We start from the raw sequence: 12,997 nt of genomic DNA, 5'->3' as shown, positions 1-12,997 counted from the left end.
CCCTTTAACCAATTTGTACGGTTGAAAACTGGGCGCTGTGCCCAATTTAAAGCTTAACCACAGCGTTTTTTATGACCTTGTTTTTTGTGGTACTCTTCCTAGCCTTATATAGTTTTAATACCTCTATCTTTAGGACAAACTTCCATCAGAAGGATAATAACAATGACTCAATCTTTAAATGTATCGACTTTGCCGCAGTTTGCACAATTAACCATCCAAGGCGAGGATGCCGAAAAATTCTTACAAGGGCAATTGACTTGTGATGTCACCAAGCTCGGACTTAGCTATCAAGCAGCGGCGCTTAGCAATTTAAAAGGTCGTATTGAATTCGGTATTTGGATTAAAAAACAAGCGGAAAAGCACTTTGATGTAGTGATCAGTGCCGATTGCGCTGAGTCTTTTCAAGCGCATGTAAAAAAGTTCGGGGCATTTTCAAAGTTTGAGACTAGCGCACCGATAGCGATTTACCCTTGTGTGCTCGCTGATGAGCCGACCTTTAGTCATAAGGACGATCATAATACGCCAGCAGATACTCAAGCTTGGATGCAGTGCAGTATCGAAAACGGTAACTATTGGATCGTGGCAGCAACGCAAAGTCAATTTCAGCCGCAAGAGCTGCGCCTCCATCAACGCGGTGGTATGGACTACGATAAAGGCTGCTATTTGGGTCAAGAAGTCATTGCTCGCATTTACTTTAAAGCGGCACCCAAAGCATTTTTACATTATGTGAAAGGCTCAGGTGATGTCCCAGCAGCAGGTGACAAGCTTGATAAAATCCAAGTGGTCAATGCCGTTGCTACTGCCGAAGGCTTTGAAGCATTAGTTGTTGCACGCCCAGCACACCTTGATGATAGCGAACTTACCCTATTAGAATTACCGCCAGCACTCCAAGCCGATGTTGCGCGTCCACAATAGCTTTTGTTTGAACCGTAGCAAACTGTCAAATAAGCAGCTAAAACAGTCACTAAGAGATTTTCCTCATGACACATATTGCGGTACTCGGAGCAGGCGTGGTGGGTGTAAGCACTGCATGGTATCTTCGCCAAGCAGGCTATGATGTGACCGTCATTGAGCGTGAATCGGCAGCGGGAATGCAGACCTCGTTTGCCAATGGTGGGCAGATATCCGTCTCGCACGCGACTCCTTGGGCCAATCCTACTACCCCAATGAAAGCGCTTAAATGGTTGTTTAAAGAGGATGCGCCGCTACTGTATCGCTTACGCGCTGACAAGGCGCAGCTTAAGTGGGCAATGCAGTTCTTGCAAGAGTGCCGCGCAGATAGAGCTGATGCCAATCTGGTACAAATGGTACGTCTAGGATTATATTCACGAGATAGTTTGCAGCAGCTGCGTACTGATATCGGTATTGATTACGAGCAGCAAAAGCGCGGTATCATGCATTTTTATACCGACCAGGCTGAGTTTGATGCCGCCATTGTGCCAACACAGCGTATGCAAGAGCTAGGCTGCGAACGCCATATCATTGATATCAATAATGCCGTCAGTCTGGAGCCAGCGCTCTACCCTGTTGCCCATAAGCTCAAAGGCGCTACTTATACCAGCCGTGATGAATCAGGTAATGCCCATCTATTTACTCAGCGCTTAGCTGAGCGCTGCGCCAAGGCTGGCGTGCAGTTCTTATATGATACGGAGGTTTTGACGTTAAACGCTGACGCCCACTCTACTAGTCCGCATATCCATAGCATCACTATCCGTCCCAAGGGCGAAAATGCGCAAACCTTTAGTGCAGACAGCCATGTACTGGCACTTGGCAGCTATAGCGTTGCATTAATGAAGCCTCTCAATATTCACCTGCCTATCTTCCCTGCCAAAGGCTACTCGGCCACTTATCAAATCAATCCGCGCGCCCCTCACCTAGCACCCTTTGTCAGTCTCATTGATGATGAGTTTAAGCTCGTGACCTCACGCCTTGGCGATAAATTGCGCGTTGCTGGCACGGCAGAATTCAATGGCTACAATTTGGATTTGAATAGCACACGCTGTGAAGCTATCACTCGCCGTGTACAGCAGCTATTCCCGAAAGGCATCATTGCTAACTCTGTGCAATATTGGACAGGACTGAGACCGATGACCCCATCAAACGTACCGTTAATAGGACGCGCGCATAAGGGTCAAGTCCGTCACGGTAGTCACAATACAAGCGCTAGTTTTGACAATTTATGGCTCAATACTGGTCATGGTACGCTTGGCTGGACGCATGCTTGTGGCTCGGCAAAAGCTATTAGCTTATTGATACAGGGCGAAACACCGCTAGTCGATTTTGACTTTGTTGGTGTGAGTTCTCATAGATAGTATCTTTAAAGCCAATATATTTTGGCTGGTAGAAATTTTCGCAGCCTCTGTCTGGCATAGCGCATAGCAAGCAAGAAAATTTTTACTAACCATACGTAATACGTATTCACCTTGTATAAACCATAAGCGAATAATAGATATAAAAAAGACGCCCTTATGAACTGACCCCCAAATGTTGGACTTTCAATTTAGCGCAATGCTAATTTTATGCAGCATTTCCTGACTCAATATCGGAAGATTCAATGTTGGAAGATTCAGTTTCGGAATCAACGCTTGAATCGGTAGTCTGCAAATCAACCGCTTCAGGCTCAATTGCTTCCAATTGTACTGGTACGCCATTGACCGCCGCATTACCGCTCAACTGATCGATTAACGTATCATCCGTCAAGTCATTGACACTGACACCGGCATGCGCTTGCGCAATCTTTTGTTTCACACCTTTACGGCCGTGACCCCAACCATGCGGGATGCTCACCACTCTTGGCATCAGCTCATCCGTGACTTCTGCGATGATATTCACACTGCCAACGCGTGAGGTAACTTTTACGCTTTGACCATCTTCAATACCGTATTCTTTAGCCGTTTCAGGATGCAACATAAGCGTACAGCGTGGCTTACCTTTTACCAACCGATAGCTATTATGCAACCACGAATTATTACTACGTACATGGCGACGACCAATCAATAATATTTGCTGATCATCATAATCCTGCATCATCTCCTGTACGCGCTCTAAATCTGCTTGATAAAAATCCACATTGAGATGTATTCGCTTGTCTTTATGTTTTAATGCTTCTGGTAGCATTCTTTTGAGAGGCCCTAAATCAATGCCATGCGGATTTTTCTTTAGTTTCTTTAAATTTAGACCTTTATAAGGCCCACGCTTTAGACCTTGATTGAGCACAAACTTCGGTCCCAAAACTTTTACTAGTAGACGCTCAACTCTGGTTGCTAGTGGTGCTTTTTTATCTAAACGTTTTGCCAATTCTAAGTAGATTTGCCAGTCATGTTTGGCACTTTTTTTCTTACGGAATAAAGCTTTTGAATACTTAGCTACGTTATGTACGGCAAAATTATTAAAGGTAACGTCATAATGATCGCGCTCTAGTGGTGATACGGGTGGCAAAATGATATGGGCATGACGACTGGTTTCAGTAACGAAGTAATCAATAGCGACCATAAAGTCCAAGTTGGTAAACGCCTCGTCTAATTTTTCACCATTGGGCGTGCTGAGTACAGGGTTGCCAGCGACAGTCATAAATCCTTTTAACTGTCCCGCGCCTTCTACCAGCATCTCATCCGCCATCGCAACCACTGGATAATCACCATTAAAATCAGGCAAATTACTCACGCGGCTATGGCGCTTACCTAAATAGCCTGGGCCTGAGTTATTGACCACATCGACTGCAGGATTGGGGAACATCAGGCCACCAACTTCATCCAAGCGGCCTGTGACAATATTAATGACCATAATGAGATACTGACTTAATAAGCCAAACTCTTGCACTGATACGCCCATGCGCCCATAACAGACGGAGCTTTCGGCTTCACAAAACTCTTTGACCAGTCGTTTAATCTCACTTACAGAAATGCCAGTAATATCAGCTACGGATTCGGCGCTATAGTCTTTGGCAAAGTCTGCAAGTCGCTCAATCTCTGGCGCTAGGGCCGCCGCTCTATTATTTTTAGCGCGCGCTTTGTCCGCATAACCTTGTAAATAGATTTCATTAAGCATGGCAAGTAATAGTAAGACATCGGTCGCTGGGCGAATAAAATGATGCTCGCTAGCAATATCTGCCGTCTCGGTGCGTCTTGGATCTATTACCACCACTTTGCCATCACGGGCTTTGATGTCTTTGAGCTTTTGGCGCATATTCGGGGCGGTCATAATACTGCCGTTAGACGCCAGCGGATTGCCGCCAATGATGAGCATATATTGGGTACGATTGACGTCAGGCACAGGGATGCGCAGCATATGCCCAAACAGATGCATACTCACGATATGGTGTGGCAGTTGATCGATTGAAGTCGCAGAAAAACGACTGCGCGTCTTTATACTGGTGAGTAAATGCTTAATCGTTAACATACCGCCCAAATTATGGACGTTAGGATTACCTAAATAAATACCAAGAGCGTTTTTACCATGTTTTTTCTGTACCGACTGAATACCAGCCGCCACTTTATCTAGAGCATCTGGCCAGCTAATCTCTTTCCAACCGTTAGCGGTTCTTTCAACCGGATGACGCAGGCGATCATTGTCTTCATGCAAGTCCTGCAAGGCAGTCGCTTTTGGACAAATATAACCTTGGGAGAATGGATCGTCTTTATCGCCTTTAATCGATAACACCTTGTCACCATCGTGCTGGATGACGATGCCACACATGGCTTCGCATAAATTGCAGGTTCTAAAATGGGTTTGCTCATTCATCTTGATTTGTTCATTAGCCATGGTCGCGCTCCTTGTTATTTCTAATATCTTGTTTCGATATAAATTCCGTTTTATGACTTTTATGACTTCAATATCTTTAATAACCTTAATGGCTAGCTACTAAATAATTAGCCATTTACTCTTCGCAATTCTTTTGTAAAAAAACTGCTGAACAGTGAATCAAAGTTCTTACTCAACATCGTAATTGCTTGCTGTCGTGAATAACGTTGTTGATGGCAGCCCAATATCAATTCATGTACTTGGGCAGCAGCGATATCGACACAGAGGTTAACTTCAGATTTCTCAAAAGAGCACTCGGCTGACTGTAATCCTTGCATGAATATATCCGTCCACTCTGTTTGTATCTCGCTAATCAGACTTCCCAAGCCTCTATCTTCTACTGTTGAACCATAGCGCAGACTGTCTTCGATTAAGCGTTGAAACAATTCGATATTCTGAAACGCCACATCAAAAATCATGGTCAAACAGTGCTGGCAACGCTGATTGAATTGATCTCTGGTCAGCGTTGCATAGTCTCTTAGCATGTTCACCCAAGCCATACGCATGGGCGATAAATAGTTATCTTTAAGCTGTTCGCTCAACTCATGCTGCAACGCATCTAAGCTATCAAAATGATTGTAAAAACTGGGCTGGGCAATACCTGCGCCTTTCGCAATTTTATTCATGCTCATGCCATAAGTACCCTCTAAGCTATACAGCTGCAAGGCACTTTTTAGCAGGGTATGACGCGTTTTCGCTTTTGCCAGCTCACGTTTTGTTTCTAATTTGTTAGAACTCACTATGTTAAATGCACTCACTGTCAATCTACCGTAGCTTGATCAAGCATATAATGTATTTATTATTTCAACTATAAGGCTATAGTCATTTAGACAATAAGTCTATAATTAAATCTGCAGCAAAGCTTAATTCTTTTAAAAAAATATTTACTGAGCCTTTATATCTTTACTAATTACTTTTAAATTTGCTTACTATTTTTACGTATTTTGCTGGAAACTACGCTAGTTATTACACAAATATGGGACTCATAACATAGGCATGCTAATTTCTATAAAAGAGCAACACTCTAAACATTGCGTATACAGACAAGGCAATTTTGAACGCCTATATTAGATATCACCAGCTAGCCTATTGATATTTACCGATAGCTACTGAATAAAGTTACAAATCAAAGAAAGACAGATGGAAGAAACGTCTCAAAATCCAATTTAATAATTAAAAGAAGGAAAATAACAATGAACGAACATACTCTAAAAGGCGAATGGAACCAAATGAAGGGTTCAGTTAAGCAAAAATGGGCTGACCTAACTGATGATGATTTATTACATGTTGAAGGCAGTCGCGACAAACTAGTAGGCAAGGTTCAAGAGCGTTACGGTCACAGTAAAGATGATGCTGAACGTGAAGTAGACGACTGGCGCCGCGAAAATAAATACTAGATTGCCATTTATTTAAATAAAAAAACCGCATGAGTTCATGCGGTTTTTTATTGACTAATATTTATATAAATTTTGGTAGGTGTTTTTGGAACAACGACTGAAAAATAAAAGAAGTATGAGATGTTTAATCTATTAAGACTTTCTCAATATCTAGACACGATAAAACCGCATAGCAAATAATTGTTATGCGGTTTTATTGTTAACTATCCATGTTACCTATCACGACTGTTTCTTATACATCCTTGCATAATATTCAGCATATTGTGATACTGGGCATCCTGCCCTTTTTACTACGGTTATCAGCAAAGGTTGTGCATCCTTACTTCATTTACTATTATCATCCTGATGCTAGTAAATGACTCATTATCCCTAATGCGGTTAACTCAATCCTTGAGTCACACTCCCTAATGCCGTGTGACTATAGTGTCAAATTATCACCTTCCTGTTAAGTCGCATAAACGTCATTGCTTGTAAGCATATGCTTACACGAATATTTCAAAATGATATATTCTTAATTTTTATACAGTAAATTTTTAGTCATTTCATTGATCAAACGACAAATTTACATGCAAATCAATTGATAGAATGCCCATACAAATTGACTTGCAGAGGTATATATCACTTCAGTCAAAATTATACCCTATTTACACTCTTTCTCTTCTACTGAAATTTCTAGCAACGAAACCACTGTGAATAATATAATTTTTATTAACTTATTTTCTTTATACACCTTTAATTATAGTGAAAATCGCTAGCTAGTTAGCAATAAACCTACTACTTACTGATTACCATTGTTCAAAAGTCATTGAATTCTTACGGGCGCACACATATCGTTTACACTTTATTAACGCTACCGACATTTGTTATCAAGTTTTGTGGACTACTATGCTTATGTAAGAAATTATTTCAAAGAGCAGAATAACAAATGAATACGAGAGTTTAAGAAGCTATTTCCTTAATCACTCTAATATGTCATACCTATTATAAATCTAGAATAATCTAACAAATGGTAATGATAAAAAAATATTTGCATACTGCGCTTTGATTCACTAGAGGAGTAAATAGATTATGACATTCCTATCTCGATTAACCATGAAAACTGCCGTCTCAGCAGGTTTGGCAGTAACGCTATTAGGCGCAACCGTCGGCTGTACTGTGGCATCAGGTTACGATAATAAACCAGTCTACCGTGATGGTAGTTTCAGTCGTGCTAGCCAGCAATTACGCCAAGAGCTACGTCGCAGCGGTTACGATGTAGTAAATATCAGGTCTGATGACTATCGTGGTCGTCAAATACTTGTTGTCCATGCGAAAAAGAAAAATCAGTTTTACGAATTAAAATACACTTATCCTGACCTTCAGCGTATCAGTTCAGTTAAGAAAGACTGGTCAAACGACTGGCAAGATAACGATGATTATCGTAAAGATAAGAACAAACACAACAAGCAAAACTATGGTAATGGTCAGTACAAAGACAAGGGTAAAAAGAAAAGTCACAATGTCGAAGATAGGCTCAAAAACGAATCACGTTATCCAGTGATTAGGCAGCGTGCGATCAGAAAGGTCAGTGCGATGGGCTATCGAGTCACAGATATCGAACTCGATGAGAAGAAAAAACGCGGCATCTTTGAGATTGAGGCAACACGTGGCGGACAAGATTATGAGATTGAGCTTAGCTATCCCAACCTAGATGTAATCAAGGTTAAAAAAGACTGATTATTAATGAAATCAGCATTAGCACGAAGTTAAGCTTTTGGCATCGTTAAAGTTTTGGTGCCCTAGGCCAAACAAGCCAGTCTTTGGTTTTGTTTGGCCTTTTTTTCGTCTCTGATATTTAAGCAATTACTGTTGCCTTTGCAAAACTTACCCTCAAAAATCTAAAACCTTGATGACATCATATGCAGGTGTCTCGTAAGGATGAGCATTTTTTAAGGCATTAATGACCTTGTGAATAAACTCCTCATTTATTACCATCTCAACTCGCCACTCATCAACTTCTTCAAGTTTGTCATGCATACCAATATGCGGCGTACTGCCTTCCAACGGCCTGAACTGCCCCGTTCCCTGTACTTGCCAACAGCACTGCTCATAATTACCGATAGTCCCAGCACCCGCGCTAAATAGTGCAGATTTGACCTGCTCTAAAGCACTGTCTGGAATAAAAACCGTCAATTTATACATACATTGGCCTCATAGTTTTAGTTTGATGAAGAAATCACCCAAAAAGAAATCATGCAAAACAATCATACCCTTTACTTTTTTGATAAAGAAGGATGATCCGTCCATACGTAACGCAGTAGCCAGTCTTTCGCATCACCAGCATAATCAATGCCGATACGTGGACGTAGCGATAACGGCGGCTGACAACCATCATCTTCAATCCAGACATTTGATGCAGGACTAATAGTTTTACTATATAAAGTGCGGTCAATTTGCAGACGTTTAGTCAGTTTACCTGGGCCAGCAAACTGCTTTGAATGCGTTAATTGTTTGTCAGCGCTAAGATGCTGCTCATCTATCAATCGATCACTACAGTCCGTTAAAAACCCAGCTCGTATTAATACCGATTCAGGTGACTCTGCAGGCCCACTGATTAAATTAAGCATGTGATGTACGCCATAAGTAAGATAGACATAAAACACCCCACCTTGCTCATACATAATCTCAGTCCGTGACGTACGAGTGCCTGCATGCGAATGACAGGCAGGATCATCTTCACCGATATAAGCCTCAGTTTCAGAGATACGCAGACGCAATGTTTTGACCTCACCATCGCTATCAGTTAACTGTCTACAAAGCACCTTACCCACCAAGTCAGCGGCAACCACACACGTTGGACGAGTAAACCATATTGGCTCTAGCACAGTGGTTGTAATAGCTTTAGACATAGGTATCAATCAGCCTGTTTTAAAAAATAAAATTTATTATATGAATAATAAGGCCTCTTAGTCGTGTATCTTTCTTGGTGGTTCAGTTATTTTTTGCATAAAAAAACTGAGCGCAGGGCTCAGTTCTTTATAATTATTTTATCCGTATTCAGCATAAGCTTAATAAGGCATTTAGCTTAATGGCACACCAATACGCTTAGCAACTTCTTCATAAGCTTCAATGACATCACCTAATGACTGACGGAAGCGGTCTTTATCAAGTTTCTTCTTAGTGTTTTTGTCCCAAATACGGCAACCATCTGGCGAAAATTCATCACCTAAGACGATGCGATCATGGTACACACCAAACTCTAATTTAAAGTCCACTAGCATCAAATCGCCAGCTTCAAACAAGGCTTTAAGTACATCGTTAACTTGGTAAGTTAGCTTTTGCATTTGCGCCAATTGCTCTTCATTCGCCCAGCCTAACGTCACCGACAATGATTCGTTAACCATTGGATCACCAAGTGCATCATCTTTATAGAATAGCTCAAAAGTAGGTGGCGTAAGTGCTTGACCTTCTTCCAAACCCAGACGACGTACCAGACTACCTGCAGCGAAGTTACGCACGACGCATTCCACTGGAATCATATCGAGACGCTTAACCAATACTTCATTGTCTGACAGCTGCTTTTCAAAATGAGTTTCGATACCAGCTTCTGCTAACTTTTGCATAATAAAAGCGTTAAAGCGGTTATTTACCTCACCTTTACGTGCCAACTGCTCAACTCGCTTGCCATCAAAGGCAGAGGTATCATCACGAAAGTGTAAGATTAGAAAATCATTGTCGTCAGTCTCATAGACAGATTTTGCTTTGCCTTTATAGAGCAATTGTTGCTTTTGCATGGTGGAGGGTCCTGTTCATTCAAACTTATATGATAAAAACGCGCAACTACCGCCAAAAGACTGGCGGTATAACTGGGGATCTAAATCTTTAATTAGTAGGTGTTGCAGTCACTGGAACTGCACGCTCAGGCTTTGGTAGTTGATACTGTTTGCCTGATTGGTTCTGTAATTTAAGCGTGTTGGCACCAAGATTTGGTGTTGGGTATAACGGTACAAATGGCGCGGCTTCTTGAGCTACAGGCAGCTCTAGTGGGGCAAGTTTTTTGCTGTCTTGATATTCTAAGCTGCCATTGTCGCGCTTGCCAAGTAGCTCTTTAGTAGCTTGACAGCCACTCAATACTAAAGTGCTGCTTAAAACCAAAGTGAGTATAGCGGTAAGTCGTTTTGGGGTAGTTAATGATGCTTTCATCATATTATCTCTCAGAGTTAGCAATCGACACTCATATGGAGACGGTGCTGGTAATATTTAGCACCGCATCTATAATCAACTTCTAGCCGATATTTATAGTAAGTTGGCCCGTACTAAAGCGGTATCAATAGTGGCATGGTGTTCTTCAGCCAACCATACTAGCGGCAGACGGATACCAGTATCTATCATACCCATTTTATGTAACGCGTATTTTGCTGGAATAGGGCTCGACTCAATAAATAGATCGCGATGCAAGTGCTTAACAATATCATGTGCCGCACTTGCTGTATCAAAATCACCACGCAGAGCGGCTGTGAAGGTTTCACTCATCAATTTGGGAGCGACATTGGCGGTCACAGAGATATTACCTTTTGCGCCTACTCTCATTAAATCAAGCGCAGTGCCATCATCACCAGATAAGATGACAATTCTATCGCCGACAGCTTTAATTAATTGCTCACCGCGACCAACAGAACCAGTTGCATCTTTGATAGCTACAATATTGTCGATATCAGCTAAACGCTCTACAGTTTGTTGTGCGATGTCTACGACCGTACGACCCGGCACATTGTAGAGCATTTGCGGTATGTCAACTGCTTCAGCAATAGCCTTGTAATGCTGGTACAAGCCTTCTTGTGGCGGCTTATTATAATAAGGTGCAACTAACAGCGCACAGTCTGCGCCAGCCTCTTTAGCGTCTTGGGTCAGCTTAATAGCTTCAGTCGTATTATTGGCGCCCGTACCAGCTATGACTGGTACGCGGCCGTTAACATGCTTTACAAAATAGTGAATGACATCACTGTGCTCTTGCATAGATAAGGTAGCAGACTCACCAGTGGTTCCAACCGCAACGAGGCAATGGGTGCCTTGCTCGATCTGCCAGTCTATGAGGTCTGCCAGACGTTTATAATCGACCTTGCCGTCAGGGTGCATGGGCGTTACCAAAGCTACCATTGAGCCTTGTAGTCGGGTCTTGATGTCGTCGTATGCTGTACTCATAACTGTGCCTTACTGTATTGTCCTAGCTTTGGTTAAAGCTATTACATGATAGGTCGTGTGCAAGGACTGCTGCCCTGCTTCATTAAATATTAACATCAACTACTAATATAAATGCCCGATAGTGTAGCATATTTTGATTTAATCGCTCACTAACAATTGAGCTTCAATTGGCTATTATTTTTAGAGAACTCAAACTTAACTTTTCTTCTTGGCTCACAATTAAGTCTAGCGCAACTTATCAGCATGGGTAAAACCTTTTGCTTACTCTCAACGAATCGTCAATACGTCGATGGTGGGACGGCGCAGACGAAATGGTGACCCACGTGTACCAATACCACTACTCACGAATACCTGTGCGCTAGCATGTTGATATAAACCGCGTCTATTATCAAAACCAGTATAAGAGACAATAGTGGATTTAATACCAGCCTCGCTATTAGAACGTTGCTGCGGCGATGATTGACTTAAATTGTCACTCGGTTTTACTGATTTTGCAGCAGCTGCAATTAGTAGTGGTCTTGGCTGCAATGCTTTTGGCAAATCTGTAATACTATCAAAGCGTGAGGCAAGAATAATAACTGGTAACACAGCATTTTCGATTTTAGTACAAAGTTCTGCTTTGTCGGCTACCACAATGACATCACTATTGGCGGTGATATTTTGAGTAGATTTATCTATCTTAGAAGGTTTGGTTACTGGATTTTTACAAGACTGTGCATTGTCAACTTGTAAGCTTGCGCCTTTAAGATAATACGGCGGCATATCCTGCCAACCGCACAACATCGCAATATGAGGTGCAAGATCTGAGCCTTGCGATCGCACACTTTGAGGATTATTTGTAGCGGAACGGGTAGATATCGGCGGCAGGGATCGGCATTGCTGACCAATATAGGTAATGTCGAGCACATCAAAGGCGCAAGCTAAAGTATCTTCTAATAATGGCTGCCCCTGTTTGGTGGTATTCATCGACTGATAGCGCAAGTCTGAAACACTCATTACCGTATAAATAGGCTTATTGACTCCTTTAAAGAGCATCAGTTGCCCGACTAAATCGGCACCCGGATAATAAAGCCAATCACCAGTAATCAATACCGCATCCGCTGATAACTCGTTAATTGTCGCAACAAGTTTACGTATATGTCGCGGTTTACCACTATATAACCCAATCCGTAAATCTGCCAATACCGCTACGGTCAAGGGTGCTTTTAAACCAATATCAACCGTTTGGTGGTGCAGGCGCAAACAATTAGGCTGCACGATAACGGTATAAAAATATAACCCCATCGCTACTATCGCAATCACTACTATCGGTAGTGATAACTGCGCCAGCATTGGCGTCACGTTTTGTGCTCGACCGATCACCAATAGCAGCGCCCAAATCGGCATGGTGTAAGCCGCATAATACAATGCCAACTTTGGCCATATGCGCATAAAGCGCTTGCTAGGATTGGCATTAAAAGTTTGTAACCCTGACCACAGTATCACGTACGCTAACAGTGCTGTTGCGGTAAGCATACTTAGCGTATAAACGGCGTGGTCAATCATGAATACCTAGCTATAATATAGACGTACAAAAATAAAAAACCCTAATACTAACTTATGATAAAAAACCAGCCATT

12 protein-coding genes are annotated in these 12,997 nt (G+C 42.1%); 4 read left to right on the top strand and 8 right to left on the bottom strand.

The window, feature by feature from the left end; all coding sequences use genetic code 11:
* The first annotated feature begins 162 nt into the window (after positions 1-162).
* Positions 163-915, top strand: coding sequence for an aminomethyltransferase (locus AK823_RS00980; RefSeq protein WP_068325529.1), 753 nt, complete (start codon positions 163-165; stop codon positions 913-915).
* A gap of 65 nt (positions 916-980) precedes the next feature.
* On the top strand, positions 981-2,312 hold the full coding sequence (locus AK823_RS00975) for a D-amino acid dehydrogenase (RefSeq protein ID WP_068325527.1): 1,332 nt from the start codon (positions 981-983) through the stop codon (positions 2,310-2,312).
* 205 nt (positions 2,313-2,517) lie between these two features.
* On the opposite strand, the gene AK823_RS00970 is transcribed toward AK823_RS00975, so the two are convergent.
* Positions 2,518-4,761 (bottom strand): molybdopterin oxidoreductase family protein, encoded by a 2,244-nt coding sequence (locus AK823_RS00970; RefSeq protein ID WP_068325525.1) that lies wholly within the window; start codon positions 4,759-4,761, stop codon positions 2,518-2,520.
* Positions 4,762-4,868: 107 nt separating this feature from the next.
* Positions 4,869-5,540, bottom strand: a complete 672-nt coding sequence (locus AK823_RS00965) for a TetR/AcrR family transcriptional regulator (protein WP_158510465.1) — start codon at positions 5,538-5,540, stop codon at positions 4,869-4,871.
* Positions 5,541-5,993: 453 nt separating this feature from the next.
* Here AK823_RS00965 and AK823_RS00960 point away from each other — a divergent pair, with 453 nt between their 5' ends.
* Positions 5,994-6,197 carry a CsbD family protein gene (locus AK823_RS00960; RefSeq protein ID WP_068325522.1) on the top strand — a complete coding sequence of 68 codons (204 nt, stop codon included), beginning with the start codon at positions 5,994-5,996 and terminating at the stop codon, positions 6,195-6,197.
* 1,068 nt (positions 6,198-7,265) lie between these two features.
* The gene (locus AK823_RS00955) at positions 7,266-7,913 is read left to right on the top strand and encodes a PepSY domain-containing protein (RefSeq protein WP_068325520.1); all 648 of its coding nucleotides are present in this window, start codon (positions 7,266-7,268) and stop codon (positions 7,911-7,913) included.
* Positions 7,914-8,066: 153 nt separating this feature from the next.
* On the opposite strand, the gene AK823_RS00950 is transcribed toward AK823_RS00955, so the two are convergent.
* From AK823_RS00950 to AK823_RS00925, 6 genes are all read right to left on the bottom strand, one after another.
* Positions 8,067-8,378 (bottom strand): YqfO family protein, encoded by a 312-nt coding sequence (locus tag AK823_RS00950; protein WP_068325518.1) that lies wholly within the window; start codon positions 8,376-8,378, stop codon positions 8,067-8,069.
* Positions 8,379-8,449: 71 nt separating this feature from the next.
* Entirely contained in the window at positions 8,450-9,085 is a 636-nt protein-coding gene (locus AK823_RS00945; protein ID WP_068325516.1) for a DNA-3-methyladenine glycosylase, read from the bottom strand.
* Between the two features lie 171 nt (positions 9,086-9,256).
* The gene (gene purC, locus AK823_RS00940; protein ID WP_068033906.1) at positions 9,257-9,970 is read right to left on the bottom strand and encodes a phosphoribosylaminoimidazolesuccinocarboxamide synthase; all 714 of its coding nucleotides are present in this window, start codon (positions 9,968-9,970) and stop codon (positions 9,257-9,259) included.
* An 88-nt stretch (positions 9,971-10,058) separates the two neighbouring features.
* Positions 10,059-10,382, bottom strand: a complete 324-nt coding sequence (locus AK823_RS00935) for a hypothetical protein (protein WP_227514092.1) — start codon at positions 10,380-10,382, stop codon at positions 10,059-10,061.
* Between the two features lie 90 nt (positions 10,383-10,472).
* Positions 10,473-11,378 (bottom strand): 4-hydroxy-tetrahydrodipicolinate synthase, encoded by a 906-nt coding sequence (dapA, locus tag AK823_RS00930; protein WP_068325514.1) that lies wholly within the window; start codon positions 11,376-11,378, stop codon positions 10,473-10,475.
* Between the two features lie 267 nt (positions 11,379-11,645).
* Positions 11,646-12,923: a hypothetical protein gene (locus tag AK823_RS00925; protein WP_068325512.1), complete on the bottom strand. Its 1,278-nt coding sequence runs from the start codon at positions 12,921-12,923 to the stop codon at positions 11,646-11,648.
* Between the last annotated feature and the right edge of the window lie 74 nt (positions 12,924-12,997).

This window comes from Psychrobacter sp. P2G3 (assembly GCF_001593285.1).
Taxonomy (GTDB): domain Bacteria; phylum Pseudomonadota; class Gammaproteobacteria; order Pseudomonadales; family Moraxellaceae; genus Psychrobacter.
The sequence above is the reverse complement of the archived record's forward strand: the minus strand, read 5'-3'. Positions and strand labels throughout refer to the sequence as shown.